16 protein-coding genes and 2 tRNA genes are annotated in these 17412 nt (G+C 62.0%); 6 read left to right on the forward strand and 12 right to left on the reverse strand.

Annotated elements, in window-relative coordinates:
- Window positions 1–34: 34 nt before the first annotated feature.
- Entirely contained in the window at window positions 35–1255 is a 1221-nt protein-coding gene (locus DY201_RS17190) for a deoxyguanosinetriphosphate triphosphohydrolase (protein ID WP_115732243.1), read from the reverse strand.
- Between the two features lie 71 nt (window positions 1256–1326).
- Between DY201_RS17190 and erpA the strand changes: the two genes are divergently transcribed.
- From erpA to DY201_RS17205, 3 genes are all read left to right on the forward strand, one after another.
- Window positions 1327–1674, forward strand: a complete 348-nt coding sequence (gene erpA / locus DY201_RS17195; protein ID WP_115732244.1) for an iron-sulfur cluster insertion protein ErpA — start codon at window positions 1327–1329, stop codon at window positions 1672–1674.
- A 2-nt stretch (window positions 1675–1676) separates the two neighbouring features.
- Entirely contained in the window at window positions 1677–2054 is a 378-nt protein-coding gene (locus tag DY201_RS17200) for a VOC family protein (protein ID WP_115732245.1), read from the forward strand.
- A gap of 88 nt (window positions 2055–2142) precedes the next feature.
- Window positions 2143–2628, forward strand: a complete 486-nt coding sequence (locus DY201_RS17205; protein WP_115733840.1) for a GNAT family N-acetyltransferase — start codon at window positions 2143–2145, stop codon at window positions 2626–2628.
- A 50-nt stretch (window positions 2629–2678) separates the two neighbouring features.
- On the opposite strand, the gene DY201_RS17210 is transcribed toward DY201_RS17205, so the two are convergent.
- Window positions 2679–4163, reverse strand: coding sequence for a nucleobase:cation symporter-2 family protein (locus DY201_RS17210; protein ID WP_115732246.1), 1485 nt, complete (start codon window positions 4161–4163; stop codon window positions 2679–2681).
- 138 nt (window positions 4164–4301) lie between these two features.
- Here DY201_RS17210 and xth point away from each other — a divergent pair, with 138 nt between their 5' ends.
- Window positions 4302–5093 carry an exodeoxyribonuclease III gene (gene xth, locus DY201_RS17215; protein ID WP_115732247.1) on the forward strand — a complete coding sequence of 264 codons (792 nt, stop codon included), beginning with the start codon at window positions 4302–4304 and terminating at the stop codon, window positions 5091–5093.
- Between the two features lie 121 nt (window positions 5094–5214).
- On the opposite strand, the gene DY201_RS17220 is transcribed toward xth, so the two are convergent.
- From DY201_RS17220 to DY201_RS17260, 9 genes are all read right to left on the reverse strand, one after another.
- On the reverse strand, window positions 5215–6033 hold the full coding sequence (locus DY201_RS17220; protein WP_115732248.1) for a tetratricopeptide repeat protein: 819 nt from the start codon (window positions 6031–6033) through the stop codon (window positions 5215–5217).
- Complete coding sequence (locus tag DY201_RS17225; RefSeq protein WP_115732249.1) at window positions 6020–6451, reverse strand: hypothetical protein; 432 nt, start codon at window positions 6449–6451, stop codon at window positions 6020–6022. The genes DY201_RS17220 and DY201_RS17225 overlap by 14 nt, the downstream gene beginning before the upstream one ends.
- 292 nt (window positions 6452–6743) lie before the next feature.
- A complete protein-coding gene (locus DY201_RS17230) occupies window positions 6744–7880 on the reverse strand; it encodes an OmpP1/FadL family transporter (protein WP_115732250.1) in 1137 nt (378 codons plus the stop codon).
- Window positions 7881–8247: 367 nt separating this feature from the next.
- On the reverse strand, window positions 8248–11031 hold the full coding sequence (locus tag DY201_RS17235; protein ID WP_115732251.1) for a valine--tRNA ligase: 2784 nt from the start codon (window positions 11029–11031) through the stop codon (window positions 8248–8250).
- 140 nt (window positions 11032–11171) lie between these two features.
- Window positions 11172–11939, reverse strand: coding sequence for a PopZ family protein (locus DY201_RS17240; protein WP_115732252.1), 768 nt, complete (start codon window positions 11937–11939; stop codon window positions 11172–11174).
- A gap of 229 nt (window positions 11940–12168) precedes the next feature.
- Window positions 12169–13551: a TolC family outer membrane protein gene (locus DY201_RS17245; protein ID WP_115732253.1), complete on the reverse strand. Its 1383-nt coding sequence runs from the start codon at window positions 13549–13551 to the stop codon at window positions 12169–12171.
- Window positions 13552–13718: 167 nt separating this feature from the next.
- Window positions 13719–14393: a protein-L-isoaspartate O-methyltransferase family protein gene (locus DY201_RS17250; RefSeq protein ID WP_115732254.1), complete on the reverse strand. Its 675-nt coding sequence runs from the start codon at window positions 14391–14393 to the stop codon at window positions 13719–13721.
- Between the two features lie 81 nt (window positions 14394–14474).
- Window positions 14475–14548 (reverse strand) — tRNA-Cys (locus tag DY201_RS17255).
- Between the two features lie 259 nt (window positions 14549–14807).
- Entirely contained in the window at window positions 14808–15071 is a 264-nt protein-coding gene (locus DY201_RS17260; RefSeq protein WP_115732255.1) for a hypothetical protein, read from the reverse strand.
- Between the two features lie 202 nt (window positions 15072–15273).
- Here DY201_RS17260 and DY201_RS17265 point away from each other — a divergent pair.
- A tRNA-Asn gene (locus tag DY201_RS17265) sits at window positions 15274–15348 on the forward strand.
- A gap of 871 nt (window positions 15349–16219) precedes the next feature.
- Here DY201_RS17265 and DY201_RS17270 read toward each other — a convergent pair.
- A complete protein-coding gene (locus tag DY201_RS17270; protein ID WP_115732256.1) occupies window positions 16220–17152 on the reverse strand; it encodes a glutaminase in 933 nt (310 codons plus the stop codon).
- Here DY201_RS17270 and DY201_RS28770 point away from each other — a divergent pair.
- Entirely contained in the window at window positions 17151–17381 is a 231-nt protein-coding gene (locus tag DY201_RS28770) for a hypothetical protein (RefSeq protein ID WP_131922361.1), read from the forward strand. The genes DY201_RS17270 and DY201_RS28770 overlap by 2 nt on opposite strands.
- The last annotated feature ends 31 nt before the right edge of the window (window positions 17382–17412 follow it).

Raw genomic sequence — 17412 nt, forward strand, 5'->3', positions numbered from 1 at the left:
CGTGACATTCCACTGAATGTTGATTTTGCCCGGCCTAAACCAAATCGGGCGTATGGTCAAACAAGCGTCGGTGTTCCTTGACCGCGTAGGTGTCGGTCATGCCAGCCAGGAAATCGGCAACGGCACGCGCCTTGATGCGATCCTCAGCCCTGTCGAGCCCCTCTCGCCAGCCCTCGGGCATGGCCCGGGGATCGGCGTAGTATGCGTCGAACAGGTCGCGCACAATGCGGTCGGCATTGGCGCGCACCCGCATCACTTCGGAATGCCGATACATGTTACGGTAGAGAAAGGCCTTCAGCTCCTTCTCCGAAGCCGTCATCTGGTCCGAGAACGTCACCATCACCTCGCCCGCGTTCCTCACCTCATCGGCGCTTTGCGGTGCCAGACGCGCGATCCTGGCCGTCGCTGTCGAGATGACGTCCTCGACGAACATGGTGATCTGGCGCCGCATCAACTCGTGACCGGTGCGCATCGGATCAAGCGCAGGATATCGCTCGCGAACACCGCGCAAGATCGAGGCCGGCAGCGGAACGTCGTCGAGCATCTCAAGGGTCAGCAGCCCTGCCCTGAGCCCGTCATCGATGTCATGCGTGTTGTAGGCGATGTCGTCGGCGATCGCCGCACACTGAGCCTCCAGGCTGGCAAAGCGGTCGAGCTCGAGGTCATGCAGCTCGGAATAGTCGCGGATGGCCTGCGGCACCTGCCCCTTCAGCCCCTTGCCGGCGGCATCGGTCAGCGGGCCGTTGTGTTTGACAAGCCCTTCAAGCGTCTCCCAGGTCAGGTTGAGGCCATCGAACTCGGCGTAACGGCTCTCCAGCCGCGTCACCACGCGCAGCGACTGGGCGTTGTGGTCGAAACCGCCCCAGGCCGCCATCTTTTCGTTGAGCGCGTCTTCGCCGGTATGGCCGAAAGGCGTGTGGCCGAAGTCGTGCACCAGCGCGATCGCTTCGGCGAGATCCTCGTCGCAGCGCAGCGCGCGCGCCAGAGCGCGGGCGATCTGCGCCACCTCGATCGTGTGCGTCAGTCGGGTGCGGAAATGATCGCCCTCATGCGCCACGAACACCTGCGTCTTGTGCTTGAGGCGGCGAAAGGCCGTCGAATGGATGATGCGGTCGCGGTCGCGCTGGAACGGCGTGCGCGTCGGGCTCTCGACCTCGTCGAACAGGCGGCCACGCGAATGCGCGGGATCGCAGGCATAGGCGGCGCGCGGCCGGTAGCCGAAGCCGATATCGCCAAGTTGCCGTTCGCCTGCCATACTCCCCACCTGTTGACTTGCCCCAGGTGGCTTCATACCTATCATAAGAAACCGAAAGCAAGGTGACGCCGATGGGCGCTGATGCCAAGACTGCCATGAAGCTCGACATGACCGAAGCCGCTGCGAAGCGGATAGCCAAGATCGTCGCTGGCGATCCGGGCAAGATCGCGCTGCGCATTTCGGTCGAAGGCGGCGGCTGCTCGGGCTTTTCCTACAAGTTCGACCTCGTCGAAGGCCGCAATGACGATGACGTCGCCATCGAGCGGGACGGCGCGACCTTGCTCGTCGACGATCTGTCGCTCGTCTACATGGGCGGATCGGTCGTCGATTTCGTCGACGACCTGATGGGTCAGTCGTTCCAGATCAAGAACCCCAACGCGGTCGCCGGCTGCGGCTGCGGTACCAGTTTCTCCATTTAGCCATGCGCAGGCCGCAAGCGCTCCGTCAGGTGGCGCTTTCGGCCGGTCGCGACATCGATGCGACGCTCGCCTTCTGGCTCGATGTCTTCGGCCTTCCTGTCCACGCCCGCTACGACCCGCCCGGCATCGCCTTCATCGTCGTCGGTGGCATCAGACTTTTCTTCACCGGCGGCATATCGCAGGCGACAGTTTATCTCGACATAGACGACCTCGACTCCTTCTACGAAATAGCATCCGACAATGGCGTGGCGTTTACCACCGCGCCCACGCTCGTCCATCGCGATGCGGCGGGCGAGTTCGGGCCCGCTGGCGAATCCGAATGGATGGCATTCCTGAAGGATCCGGCAGGCAACACCATCGGTCTTGTCGAGCGCAGATAGGCTTGCGCCTTCCTTCGAACCATTCCATCTCGTCGCGATGCGCCGCTGCCCCCAGGCGTTCAAAGATTCCGAGCAAAAGGGAAACAGCATGCAGATCCGTCGATTTGAACCGCGTGACTTCGATGCCGTGGTGAACGTCATCCTGCCCATCCAGCGAGACGAATTCGGCTTTGACGTCACTGTCGACGACCAGCCAGACCTGCGGATCATTCCAGAATTCTATCAGCGCGGCTTTGGCGATTTCTGGGTCGCCGAGGTTGACGGCAAGATCGTAGGGACGATCGGTCTGGTCGACATCGGTGATGGGCTCGCCGCCTTGCGCAAGATGTTCGTCGCCGCAGAATGGCGTGGCCGCGAACATGGAATCGCAGCGAGACTGTTGAGCCTACTGCTTGCCACAGCCCGCGAACGCGGCATCCGCGCGGTCTATCTCGGCACGACCAACAGGTTTCTTGCCGCCCATCGCTTCTACGAGAAGAACGGCTTTGCCGAAGTCGCCAGATCCGACCTACCTGCGAGCTTCCCGGTCGTGTTCATCGACACCAAGTTCTACGTTCACCGGCTGGACGCCTGAAAAGCAGAGGGCCCACGCAGGGGCCCTTGCCTTGTCAGATTTAGCCAGCGTCAAGCTTCCGATGCCATCGCCGCTTCGCGGATCTCGGCCTCGTTGACCTTGGTACCGTTGAAGAAGGCGTTCAGCACAACCGCCGAAACCGACGCCAGAAGGATGCCCGACTCGATGAGCGGATGGATGTCGTGCGGCATCCACATCTTGAAGTCGGGGGCGACGAGCGGGATCATGCCGAAGCCGATGGAAACAGCGACCACGAACAGATTGTTCCGGTTGGTCTTGAAGTCGACATTGGACAGGATGCGGATGCCTGTCGCCGCGACCATGCCGAACATCACCAGTCCTGCACCGCCCAGCACCACGGTCGGCAGCGCTTCGACCAATGCACCCATCTTGGGTACCAGTCCCAGGATCAGCAGGATCACGCCGCCGGCGACGCAGACGAAGCGGCTCTTGACCCCGGTGACGCCGACGAGCCCGACATTCTGCGAAAAGGAGGTGTACGGGAAGGTGTTGAACAGGCCGCCGATGATGGTGCCGAGACCGTCGGTGCGCAGGCCGGCCGACAGCATCGGCTGACTCACCTTGCGGCCGGTCATGTCGCCGAGAGCCAGGAACATGCCTGTGGATTCGATCATGACGACGATCATCACAAGCACCATCGTGACGATCAGGATCGGGTCGAAGATCGGCATGCCGAAGCGCAGCGGCGTGATCAGTTCGAACCAGCCGGCGGAGGCCACCTTGTCGAAATGCATCATGCCGAGCGACGCGGTGAGCACGCCGCCGATGAGGATGCCGAGCAGCACGGCGATGTTGGCCACGAACCCCTTGCCGAACTTGGCGATGACGAGGATCGACAGCAGCACGACCGCCGAGATGCCGACATTGACGAGCGGTGCATAGGCAGCGTTCGGCGCGGTTGCGGCGAGCGCCAGCTTGGCCGGGATCGGCGGGATGGCGGAGCCGGTGGCGGCCGCCATCTCGGTCACCGTTTTCAGCCATTCGGCATGCTCGGGCGCCACGAGCCTGGGCGCGGTCGGGCCCACCGGATTGCCGAAGATCCAGTTGATGCCGATGCGCATCAGGGATGCGCCGATGACCACGATGATGGTGCCGGTAACGACGGGCGGAAAGAACCTGAGCATGCGGCTGACCAGCGGCGCGATCAGGAATGCCACGACGCCGGCGCCGATGATGGCGCCAAAGATCATGCGGGCGCCGTCGGGGCCCTGGTTGGCGTTGGCCATGGCAACCATCGGGCCGACGGCAGCGAAGGTGACGCCCATCATGACCGGCAGCTTGATGCCGAACCACTGTGTCGCGCCGAAGGACTGGATGATGGTGACGAGGCCGCAGACAAAAAGATCGGCGGAGATCAGGAAGGCAACCTGCTCCGGATCGAGCTTGAGGGCCCGTCCGATGATGAGAGGCACCGCGATAGCACCGGCATACATGACCAGCACGTGCTGGATGCCGAGCGCTGCCAGGCGAGGCGCTGGAAGCACCTCGTCCACAGGATGAGTACTGTTGGGCATGGCATTTGTTCCCCTTTTGCCAGCCGGTCCGAAGAATGCCGAAGAGGACCGGTTCCCTTCTCCCTAGGGATGGTGCAGGATCGTCTGGAACCGCCGTGCAGGCTATCAAGAATTATTTGAAATCATCGCGTGAAATTCATGAAGATCGTGACCTGGAACATCAACGGTGTCCGCGCCCGCATCGAAAACCTGGTGCATTGGCTTAGGGAAAGCGACCCGGACATCGTCTGCCTCCAGGAAATCAAGACGGTCGATGAAGGGTTTCCGCGCTTCGAAATCGAGGCGCTCGGCTACAATGTCGAAACGCACGGCCAGAAGGGTTTCAACGGCGTTGCCATCCTGTCCAAACTGCGCTTCGACGAGGTCAATCGCGGCCTGCCCGGGAATGATGCCGACGAGCAGGCGCGCTTCATCGAAGGTGTGTTCTCGACCGACAAGGGCGTGTTGCGCGTCGTGTCGCTCTATCTGCCCAACGGCAATCCCGTCGGCACCGAAAAGTTCCCCTACAAGCTGTCATGGATGGCGCGGCTCGAGCGCTGGGCAGCGGAGCGGCTGGCGCTGGAAGAGGCACTGGTGCTTGCCGGCGACTACAACGTCATCCCCGAAGCCATTGACGCCCGCAACATCGAGATGTGGCTGGGTGACGCGCTGTACCAGCCCGAGACGCGGCAGGCGTTTCGCCGGCTGGTGAATCTCGGCTTCACTGAGGCCGTGCGCTCGGTCACCGACCAGCGCGATGTCTATACGTTCTGGGATTACCAGGCCGGCGCCTGGCAGAAGAACAACGGCATCCGCATCGATCATCTGCTGCTGTCGCCGGAAGCCGCCAACCGCTTCGCCTCGGCCTCGATCGAAAAGCATGTGCGTGCATGGGAAAAGCCGTCCGACCACGTGCCGGTGGCCATCGACCTCAAGCTTCAGGCAGCGTGAGGCGCAGCCAGAGCTTCGGCTCTGGCACGCTCACGACATCATCTTCGCGAAATTAACGGGCGGCGGCCGATGGCGGTCTCGCCGACGGGCGCATGCAAAGCAGCAACAGCAATCGCGCCGGCTACTGGTTGCCCTTGGTCAGGATGTCTTCGGCGAGCGAGATCGCGGTGCGGCGATCGGATTCGTCGGCGAGGGCAAACGCCTCTTCCTGCATGCCGCGGATCCAGGGCTGGTCGGAGGGCTGGGCGCGTTCGAGGGCCGCGGTCATCATGGCGAGGCCACGCACCACCTTGCCGCTCTGGAACAGCAGGTTGCCAAGCGTCGCCTGCGCGCCGGCATGGCCCTTTTCCGCCGCCAGCTGCAGCCAGCGGCCAGCCTGCTTGACGGAAGCCTTCACGCCACCGTCGCCCTTGAGGAACATCTTGCCCATCTCGTACTGGGCATTGGCATTGCGGTAATTGGCAGCGGCGCGCATGTAATACTCCTGCGCTGCGACCGGGTTGGCCGACACCGGGCTGCCCGGAATGCCTTCCTTCATGTAGCCGCCGAGCGCCACGAGCGCGTCGGAGACATAACTCTCCTCAGGCGAGCCGGGCTCGACGTCCTGCTCGGCGATCTCGGTGAAGAACTTGAATGCTTCGTAGTCGTTCTGGGCGACGCCGTCACCTTCGGCATACATGCGCGCGAGCTTCCAGGTGGCACCGATCTGGCCATTCTCGGCAGCGTAGCGGTAGGCCTCGACTGCCTGATCCTTGTGGCCGCTCTTGTAGGCGGAAAAGCCGAACTGGAACACCGCCCACGGGCTTGATTCCGGCTTCACGCCGGTCTTGTCGTCGAACACCTTGTCGTCAAACGCCAGCGCGTCGCCTGCGGCGCCCAATAGGGAGGCCGCGACAAGCGCCGAAAAGGCTGATGCTCTTACCAACTCAGATATGCGCATAGCAGTTCGTTTCTTTCGCCCACCTCGATGGGTGACCGTGCCGTTGCCATGTGGCTTGGGCACAATTCCATATCGCGCCCGACTGGTCAGCCGGACCCGGATTCCACTGTTTCGCCCTCTCCACGCTTTCGCAGTCGGACTGCGCCAGACCAGCCTCTGTGGCTGTATGCGCCAGGTCCACGACATCGATCACATCAAGGTGCGCGTTGTTTTCGACCAAACTACGGCCAAGGCCTTGCAAGAAATCGTGATCGGCAGCCAACTGCGCAGGCATCGCCTCGGAGTGTATGACGGCCCCAATACTTCCACGGGTGCGACGAAACCTCGGAGCACGGCAGGAAAAGCGGCGTCCAAAGGCCAATGCTTCCGTCTTTCGACGGCTGGGCAGCTTGGCCTTGAAGGTCGCCTTGGCGTTCATTTCTGTTCCTGCCGCACTAGCGCGGCCTTGCTTCTGGTTCCATTGCCAACGTCCCGCGACCGGGCGCTGGTCCGAAGACCCATTCGAGGTGCGCCGGGTTTATGGCGGGAAATTGGCAATGTCCCCGTCATGTTCATTAGCCGATAGCTTGATTAAAAAGTGTTGCTGAATCAGCACAACTGTTGCCGACTTGCCGCGCCATGGTTTCTAAAACGGAAACGCGCGGGTCAGCGACAGGGCACAAAAAAAGCCGGGCACGAGGCCCGGCTTCTTCTGGATCAGATTGTGGAGCTTACCACTTCACGCTGTAGCCCGCTGAAACGGCAACGGACCAATCATTACCGACGGCACGGTTGAAGCCGAATGCCGGGTTGTTGGCCGGCACAGAAAGGCTGTACTTATCTTCGGTAACGGCGGTGAGGTAAGACAGACCAACGCCGGCACGCAGTTCGCCACCGATCTTGTCTTTCATCGAGACGCCGGCGCCGACCGTATAGGTGTCGCTCTGGAGATCCCAGCCCGTGCCGACGCCACGATCCCAGGTCGCAAAGACAGTGCCGGAAATAGCATCGGTAAAAGCATGGCCAATACCACCCGTGACCGTCCAGCCGTCCTGCCAATTGTAGGTATTAACCCGAGTGGTGGGACCGGGATTGAACTTGTTGAGAACCAGCAAGAGCCGCTCGTTCACCGACCAGTCTGTCCACTTCACGCTACCGTATGCGAGCCAACCTGGAGCGATGCCGGACTGAACCTTCAACTCAACGCTCTGGGGAAGCTCTGCAAAGCCCTGCGCAACTGGTGCTCCGTTGGTAGTACCCTCTGCTGCCACATCGGTACCGGAGCGGTACATCAACTGAGCGCGCAGTGCGATTTCCGGAATTTCGTATGCAAGTCCAGCACGCCAACCGATATCGTTGTCCTTCAGCTTAACTGAAACAGTACCGCTACCGCCAAGCAGAGTGTAGTCGACGTTTTCGACAAAAAGCCCGCCGAGGAACGATAGGCTTCCCTTGCCCAGGTCATACTTGAAGGCGCAGGTGGCGCCGTATTCCGTGACCGTAAAATCTTCTTCGAGCTTCGCCAGCGTTCCATTGCCGGGGAAGCGATAGGTCACGCCGCCGCCATAAGGCTGGCTCACTGTCCCTGCGCAGGAAAGCTGGTCAAAGAATTTGAACTTAACTGCAGCTGACGGGACGACATAAGTATCCGCGAAATTATAGCCGGTACCATCCGCGTAGCCATTTACCGTGAATTCGCGGTGCGGCTTTACCACGACAACGCTGGTCCGCAGGTTAAAATTGCCCTGTTCAAACAGGATATCCGTATCGGCCGTGCCGCGCGAAAAGCCGCCGGCCTGTGCTGCGCCTGCCGCAACGATCGTCAGCGCTGTTGCCCCCAGCAGCGCTTTGAGACGCGAAATGTTCATGGTGGTCCTCTCCCGAATGCCTCGTGACGAGAATTGAACGAATTCAGCTTGCTCACGCAACATTGATTTTTTGCAAACAATGACCGCCCTGCGGCGGTGGCATGGCAAGGGCCATCGCCTTCCGCTTACGCAAACGTCAATTTTAGCCAAATCCACGCCAATCGATCCTGAATCTCCAAGGAAATCCGGATCCCCAATGCAAAAACAGCCCGAAATCGGGCTGTTTTGAAGGCTTGTTACATTATGGCAACAATCGGGCGTAAAATAGTTACATTGGCCACAATTTACGCAGCGGCATGCCGTTTCTGGCGGCACAAGCAAAACCTGCCGCAAGGACATGGCGCGGCAGGTTTTGAGCTTCGAATCGTCAGCCGGCGTCGCGCACGCGCGACAGCGCAGTGTCTAGCTTTTCCTGCGTCCGGCGGTAGTCCTCGAGCTTCTCGCGCTCGGCGGCGACGATCTCCTCCGGAGCCGAAGCGACGAACTTTTCGTTCGACAGCTTCTTGTGCAGCCGGGCGATCTCCTCGGTCGTCTTGGCGAGTTCCTTCTGCAGGCGCGCCGCCTCGGCGGAAAGGTCGATCAGGCTGCCGAGCGGCAGACAGGCCGTGGCTTCGCCGGCGACGATCTGGGCCGCGCCCTTGGGTGCAGTCGCCTCGTGGGTGATCTCGCCGACGCGGGCGAGGCGCGCAATCGCCGACTGGTGGCGCTTCAGGCGCTCCAGTGTCTCGGCATTGGCTCCGACGAAGACCAGCGGCGCGATCGCCGCCGGCGGCACGTTCATTTCGGATCGAACCGAGCGGATGCCGCTGACGAGGTCAACGAGCCAGTTGATCTCGGCAGCTGCGCCCACGTCCTCGAAGTCAGGCGCCGGCCAGGCGGCATGGCACAGCAGCGACGTGCGCTCCTTGCCCTCGCCTGCGGTGTGCGCCCACAGTTCCTCGGTCATGAACGGCATCATCGGATGCAGCAGCTTGTAGATCTCGTCGAGAACGAAGGCCGCGACCGCCTGGCTTTCGGCCTTGGCAGCCTCGTCGTCGCCCATGAAGATCGGCTTGAGCAGTTCGAGGTACCAGTCGCAGAAGGTGTTCCAGACGAAGCGGTAGGCCGCGCCCGCCGCCTCGTTGAAGCGGTATGTGGTGATCGCCGCCGTCACCTCGCGCGTCGCGCGGGTCAGTTCGGTCAGGATCCAGCGATTGACGGTCAGCTTGGCGTCGTTGAGCCAGAACGCGTCATTGCGCGCGACACCGTTCATCTCTGCAAAGCGCGTGGCGTTCCACAGCTTGGTGCCGAAATTGCGGTAGCCGGCGATGCGTGCAGGATCGAGCTTCACGTCGCGCCCCTGTGCTGCCATGATCGCCAGGGTGAAACGCAAGGCGTCGGCGCCATACTCGTCGATCAGCTCCAGCGGGTCGATGACGTTGCCCTTCGACTTCGACATCTTCTGGCCGTTCTTGTCGCGAACCAGCGCATGGACGTAGACCGTGTGGAACGGCTCCTCTTCCATGAAATGCAGGCCCATCATCATCATGCGGGCAACCCAGAAGAAGATGATATCGAAACCGGTCACCAGCACGTCGGTCTGGTAGTAGGTGTCGAGCTCCGGCGTCTTGTCGGGCCAGCCGAGCGTCGAGAACGGCCACAGCGCCGACGAGAACCAGGTGTCGAGCACATCCTCGTCGCGGGTCAGGATCTTGCCAGGCTCGAAATTCTCGAGGCGCTCCTCGACCCATGCCTTCCACGGGCCTTCGAGCGCAAGGTAGTGCTGCACGGCCGCATCGAGCGCTTCTCCCTCGCTGCGCTCGACGAATACCTGGCCATCCGGGCCATACCATGCCGGGATCTGGTGCCCCCACCAAAGCTGGCGCGACACGCACCAGGGCTGGATGTTTTCCATCCAGTCGAAATAGGTCTTTTCCCAGTTCTTGGGCACGAAGTTGGTGCGACCCTCGCGCACCGAGCGCAAGGCGGGCTTCGCCATCTCCGCGGCATTGACATACCACTGGTCGGTCAGGAACGGCTCGATCGGCACGCCGCCGCGGTCGCCATGCGGCACCATGTGCTTGTGCGGCTCGATCTTGTCGAGGAAACCGCCCTCTTCCATGATCTGGACGATCAGCTTGCGCGCCGCAAACCGGTCGAGGCCGTGCAACTGCGCCCACACACCCTCGCGTATCTCGGTGCGATCGAGACCTTCGAGGAACTCGTCGTTGTCGACGATGTTGATGTTGGCTTCGACGGTCAGGATGTTGATCTGCGGCAGGTTGTGGCGCTTGCCGACCTCGAAGTCGTTGAAGTCATGCGCCGGCGTGATCTTGACCGCGCCCGAGCCCTTTTCCGGATCGGAATATTCGTCGGCGACGATGGGGATCTTGCGACCGACGATCGGCAGGATGACGTTCCTGCCGACGAGTGCCGCGTAGCGCTCGTCTTCGGGATGGACGGCAACGGCGGTGTCGCCGAGCATCGTCTCGGGCCGCGTGGTCGCAACCGTGATGTAGGTAGCCGGGTTCTCCGGGTCGTAGACCTCGCCTTCGACCGGATAGCGGAAGTGCCAGAGATTGCCGTTGATCTCATGCTGCTCGACCTCGAGGTCGGAAATCGCCGTCAGAAGCTTGGGATCCCAGTTCACAAGGCGCTTGTCCTTGTAGATCAGGCCCTGCTTGTGCAGCGTCACGAACACCTCGATGACGGCCTTGGACAGGCCCTCATCCATGGTGAAGCGCTCGCGCGACCAGTCGCAGGAGGCACCCAGCCGCTTCAGCTGGTTGAAGATCATGCCGCCGGACTCTTCCTTCCACTCCCAGACCTTGTCGACGAACTGCTCGCGGGTCAGGTCGCGGCGATGGATCTGCTTTTCCATCAGCTTGCGCTCGACGACCATCTGGGTGGCGATGCCGGCATGGTCCATGCCGGGCTGCCACAGCACGTTCTTGCCACGCATGCGCTCGAAACGGACGAGGATGTCCTGCAGCGTGTTGTTCAGCGCATGGCCCATATGCAGCGAACCGGTGACGTTCGGCGGCGGGATGACAATGGTGAACGGTTCGGCCCCCTCGGGCGCGCCGGCGCCCGCCTTGAAGGCATCGGCATCTTCCCAGGCCTTGGCAATCCTGGGTTCGACTGTTTTGGCGTCGTAGGTCTTCTCAAGCATCGGAATTGGTTCCGTTTTGGTCCGGATCTGTTGGTCCGGTGTAAATCGGATGGGTGCAGCCAAGTCAACAGCGCGGCAAACACCGGCCGGAAACGAAAACGCCGCCCGAAGGCGGCGCTTTCATGTCGGCAAGGCCGAAATCACTGCGCGCCGCGCGCCACGCGTTCGATCTCTTCGCGTACGAGGCGTTCGACCAGCGTCGGCAGGTTGTTGTCCAGCCAGTCCTGCAGCATCGGCCGCAGCATCTCGGTGGCGATGTCGTCGAACGACTTGCGGCTGCGCGCCGCGTAGGCGTCGTTGAGTTCGCCGAAAGCGGCTGATATCTGGCGGCCCGCCTGTTCCGAGATAATCGCCGGCTTAGGTGCCGTCGGCTCTTCGGCTACTGAAGGCTCCGGCGTCGTCACCACGGCCTGGGCCACGACCCGAGGTGCCGGCTTCTCCGCTTCGCGCGGACCCGCCAGGCGCTCCATCTGCTCCACGGCTAATGTCGACTGTGGCGCCCAGCTTGCGGTGGCCGGACGGGCTGCAGCAGACACCTCGACGACGGGCTCTGGCGTTTCGGCAACGGTTGGCCGCAGCGGATTTGCCATCGCGGTCGCGACCTTCGGCTCTGACGAGGGCCACCTCGCCGGCTCGTCACGCCGCGGCGCTTCCTGCTTCTCGACCACAGGGGCAACCTCTGCGGGCTTCGCCTCGGCCGGCGCTGCCTTGGCTGCCTGGAACTCGGCCCGGAAAGCTTCGACTTCGATGATGTTGCGGTCGCTGCGATCGTCCTCCGCTTCAGGACGCAACTGCTCGAAATCAACTGCCGGACGGCGTCCGGTATCGTTGTCTTCGATGATCCTGCGGATGGAAGCGAGAATCTCTTCCATCGAAGGTTCGCGCTGAGCGCTGCTAGCCTGGGCCATCGTCACATCCGCCGCCTTTTGTGACAGGATACAAAATGCGCCCACCGAAACGGGCGTCGAATCAGAGCCCAAGCGTAGCTGACTGATTCCCCTTCGAGAATCCCCAATCGGGTACCCCCGGCGATTTCAACAGAATACAGTGTCCCAGCCGCTCGCCGGCAAACGAAAACGGGCGCCAGCTCCACATGGAGCAGGCGCCCGCCTGATCGTGCAGCCGGTTCGCTGAAGCTCAGCGGCCGTCCGGCGTCCGGAGACCGATCCACTTGTCCTTGACGGCGTTGTAGTGCTCTTCCGGCTTGTACTTGGTCACCTGCAGGTTAAGCCTCTCGACCGAGAGATTGCCGGCAGCCGACAGGATCGCATAGCTCGCTACCACGACGTCGCGTTCGGCATTGGCCAGATTGATCTGCGCATCGATGACGTCTTGCTGGGCGTTCAGCACGTCGAGCGTCGTGCGCTGACCGACATTGCGCTCCTCGATGACGCCGTTGAGCGCCAGCTGGGCTGCCGAGATCACTTCGCGGTTCGCGGCCACTGCCTCGCGAGAAGCGGTGTATTGCGTCCAGGCGGAAGTCACCGCAGCGCGGACCTGGTCGCGGCTGACATCGACTTCGATGCGGGCCTGACCCAGCGATTCCTTGGATTGGCGCACGGTCGCCGAGGCACGGCCGCCCTGGTAGATCGGCACGGTCAGCGTTGCACCGATATTGGCCGACGTCGTCCAGCCGTCCGGTGAGGTGATGGTGGTCGGCGCGTTGTCGCGATGAACCTGGGAAATGCCCGCTGAAGCCGACAACTGCGGCAGCAACGCGCCCTCGGCAGACTTCACCGAGAACCCGGCCGCGTCGACCAGATGTTGTGTGGCCTGAATCGCCGGATGCTGGTCGGCTGCGAGGGCTGCCGCGCTATCGAGGCTTCTGGGCAGCAGCTTGCCGAGTGGCGCAGCCGCCTTGAGGTTCTTCGGTTCGTCACCGACGATCTGGCGATAGATGGCAGCACTCGACAGCGCCGCCGCCCGGGCCGCGGCCAACTGTGCCAGCGCCGCCGAACGCGAGGCGTCGGCCTGCGCGACGTCGGTGCGGGTGCCCTCGCCCACGTCGAAGCGCGATCGCGCAGCGCGAACCTGTTCGCCGAGGAACTGCAGATTGCGTTCCCTCAGCGCGGCGATCTGGCGGTCACGGATGACATCCATGTAAGCACTCGCCGCGTTGAACAGAATGTTCTGTTCCGTGTTACGAAGGCTCTCGTTCGATGCGCGAACGCGGGCTTCCGCAGCCGCGACATTGTTCTTGGTCTGGAAACCATCGAACAGCGACTGACGAATCTCGACACCGAACGAGCCGGTCGTCAGATGGCTCGTCGAGGAATTCCGACGTGTCGTCGAGTAATCGATGCTGGCCGAGCCATTGATCGTCGGCCGGTAACCGGACTTGGCGATCGCGACGCTTTCGTCGGTGACGCGCACGCCGGCGCGGGCCGAATTGAGCTGGGAATTGTTCTGATAGGCCTTTGCCAAAGCTCCGAGGATCGTTTCCGCGGAAGCCGACAGCGGCGAAAGCGCCGTCGCGGAAACCAAGGCTACGGCAAACACACTTTTACGGAAAAACGACACGCGCGTCCCTCATTCATTCTGCGGCGAGCTGCCTGAAGACAGCTACTAATGCCCCTCGCCGAATCCGACAACAAGCGACCAATCTGGACCAATACAGTCCAGAATCAATCACCCTCGTCCGCTCCTTAGATCATCACGACGCATTGCCCGCCGCAAGAAAAAGGAGATCAGAACTCAAATTCGTGTGTGCGATTGAAGCCAGGTAGTGGCTTAACTGCCGCATTGAAGGCACGGCGGGCGGTCACTACGGAGCCGGCCTTGAGGTAGACGCTGGCGACGCCGGCATTGCCGCGCCCCTCGACGACGACCAGTCGGCCACCATCCTTGAGCTGGGCAAGCAGCGCCTCGGGCACCTGCTCGACGCTGCCGCCGACGAAGATGACGTCATAGGGCGCCTGCGACGGATAGCCGGCGGCGAGAGGCGCCGTGACCACCACGACATTGTCATAGCCGAGCGACGAAAGCGTCGAGCTTGCCCTAGCCGCAAGCGTGGCATCGCTTTCGAGCGCGATCACCGAGCTTGCGAGGCGCGACAGCACCGCCGAAGAATAGCCCGTGCCGCAACCGACATCGAGAACGAAGTCGCCGGGACGGATTTCTGCCAGTTGCGCCAGCTTGGCGAATGGCGACGGCTCCATGAGATAGCGTGGGAGGTCGCCATCGGCGGTCGCACCATAGCGCATGTCCTCGTCGATATAGGCAAGCTCGCGCTGGCCATTGTCGACGAACTCCTCGCGCGGCACCGACAGCATGGCGGAGAGAATGGCGGCGTCGGTCACATCGGTGGTGCGGACCTGGCCGTCCACCATCTTCACGCGACGTTCGGAAAAATCAGCGTTCATGTTCAACTGGCCCGCCTTCGACGCGTGATGCGCAACTGCTAACTGCCCGAATGGGTCCTCGGCGGCGGTTGCCGAGGAAGCTGGAGGCCTCGCCCGGAATCGAACCGGGGTGCAAGGATTTGCAGTCCTCTGCGTAACCACTCCGCCACGAGGCCTCGCCGCTTCGGGCGTCTACACGGCTCCAATAGGTTGCCAGGATTCCGCCGTCAAGCGGGAGAAGACTCTTTCTCCGTGGGTTTTGGTCGCGGCCACGGCAAAGGATTGACGGAGCCGCAGCAAGGGGCCGGATCGTACGCTCATGCCGCGCGAATCCTCGCGCCGACCCACGTTTTGTGCCTGGCGGGATTCGTCCCTTCGCAACGAGCCCTTGTGGCACCCTGTGCAATGCCGGGCGAATCCTTCCTCGCCTGCGAGCTAGTTCGCCGGGCGCTTGCGCCGTTCCCACCAGATGATCAGCCTGCGGCGTACGCGGCGCACGACATGGAATTCGTGCGACAGGACCAGAAGCCCCAGGGGAATCATCCAGAAACCGAGCACCGGCAGAAAGCCCAGCAGGCCGAAGAAGCAGAGTGCGACGCCAATACCGATGCGCACCCCGCGCGAACGCGGCATGGAAAATTCGCGGCCGAAGATCGAAATCTTGCGTCTGGGTGGTTGCTGGTGTGGGGCGCTGATCATTATCCCTGCATCAGTTCGATGAAGTCTGTGCGCCCGAATGACGCGCCAAGCCGGCGAAAGGCTTGGTAAAGCGGACATATGAGGCCGTCCCGGGGTGATTACCAGAAAGCTCTCTGGGAAAAACTCGCAAAAAGCTGCGATTAGCGCTTTGCAAATCGGATTACCGTTGCTATACGCCGCCTCGTTCACACAAGAGCGCTGTTCCCCGGTAGCTCAGTGGTAGAGCAACCGGCTGTTAACCGGTTGGTCGCTGGTTCGAATCCGGCCCGGGGAGCCACTTCATTCTCAAAATCATTGAAGTCTAAAGCCGCCCTGCGGTTCGCATTGCCGCGCTTCCTGCCTGCCTGCCATCCACAATCGCGCAGACCTTACGGTTTCCGGCTCCATTCCGCGTCCACGCCAGTCTTCACCGGCCTCACACGCAATGGCCGCAATGGCCACCCAGGCGATTCGTTCTACTTGTACATCTCAACCAAGTTCGCATCCCGCTTTAAGCAACCTGCAATATGTCCGCACCAGATATGCAACCATATCTACAAGTCATTGGTCGGAGCTTGATGATGCGAATCCTTTCACTGGGCATTCTTAACGCTGCTGCTGGCCGGATATTCGGACAGCGATTCGCCGCCACAGGGCAATGCTGCTGATTCTTTGAGAACGGACCGCTTCCCCTTCTTCCAGCGCGAGCCATTCGGCGAAGTCGCCAATTCGGCCAATCTCAATTACGTCGAATTCCGCTCAGTCTGAATGACGGCGACGGCAACTCGATCATGACCGACAGTTGGGTTTCGCAACGGACGAAACACGACGATGCCGTCACCAAGGGCTACGCCAAGATTTGCGCCTAGAACGAGAATGGCGCCGTCACGTCGGTGGCCATCGCCTCGACACCGCAGTCAGGCAGCTCGGCTAGCAAGGTGAACGCCGACGCACGTTACGCGATCCTGCAGTGACAAGCTGAGCCGCCGAGAGTCGAGGAATTGCAGCTCGTCCCTGTCCGCGCTGTGGCGGTCCCGCCAGTCGAGACCACCAAGCTCCGCGGGGCCTCTTTCCTAGTCTTTGCCGCTCGGCGCATCTGCGCACCGCGATCGCGCTGGCCGTACCGTCAGCACCTGTGCCAGCCAGCGACATGGGTGGCACGGAACGCCTCAGCGCGAGGCGAAGATCGACCAGTTCATCCGCTTGGTCAGCCGTTCCAGGGCGATCGAGCCCAGCATCGAGTTGCCGCGCGCATTGAGCCCCGGCGACCATACGGCGATCGACGCCACGCCAGGCACGATCGCCAGGATACCGCCGCCGACGCCGCTCTTGCCTGGGATGCCGACGCGGAAGGCGAACTCGCCCGAACCGTCATAATGGCCGCAGGTCAGCATCAGCGCGTTGATACGACGGGCGCGCTCGCTCGAGACGATCGTGTGCCCGGTCTCCTCGATGCGTCCGGCATTGGCCAGGAACCGCCCGGCATTCGCCAGTTGCAGGCAGCTCATGGCGACGGCGCAATGGTGGAAATAGACCCCGAGCGTCATCTCAGGCGCGTGGTTCAGATTGCCGAAACCCTTGAGATAGTTTGCCAGCGCGAAATTGCGGAAGCCGGTGGCGCGCTCGGAATTGGCGACGTCGCGGTCGATGATGACCGAATCGTCATCGGCCACCGTGCGCATGAAGCTCAGAACCTCGCCGATCGCCTCGCGCGGCTGGTGTCCGGACAAAAGCACGTCCGAGACGACGATCGCGCCGGCATTGATGAAGGGATTCCGCGGAATGCCATGCTCGAGTTCGAGCTGGACGATGGAGTTAAAGGCCGTACCAGAGGGTTCGCGCCCGACGCGGTTCCACAGTTGATCGCCGACGCGGCCGAGCGCCAGCCCCAGTGTGAACACCTTTGAGATGCTCTGGATCGAAAACGGCTCGTCGGCGTCGCCCGCCGCGGCCACCTCGCCGTCGTTCTTGACCACGGCAATGGCAAACCTGGCCGGATCGACCTTGCCGAGCTCAGGAATGTAGGAGGCAACTTCGCCGCGCTCCGGCTGCGCTGCCATCTCGGCGACGATCTCGTTCAACGTATCCTGGAGGCTGGGCATGGCACTTCCTGCAAGCTCTTCGACCGGCTCGAACCGGCAGGCCGTTCTACAACAAGTCGTGCGCGCCGCCACCCAATCCATCCTCATCAACCAACCGGACGAACCTTGGCGCTTCGGCCTTGGTTGCAGCCGAATCTACAAAAGAAGTGCAGAAAGCGAAACTTTTGTAGCAGCGATTCACGTATCCCTCACGTTGCGTCAACACGGCACTGTTACAAGCAACCCCTAATGTTCGTTCAACCCACCAAACGGAGACGTTG

The organism is Aminobacter aminovorans (assembly GCF_900445235.1).
Lineage (GTDB): Bacteria > Pseudomonadota > Alphaproteobacteria > Rhizobiales > Rhizobiaceae > Aminobacter > Aminobacter aminovorans.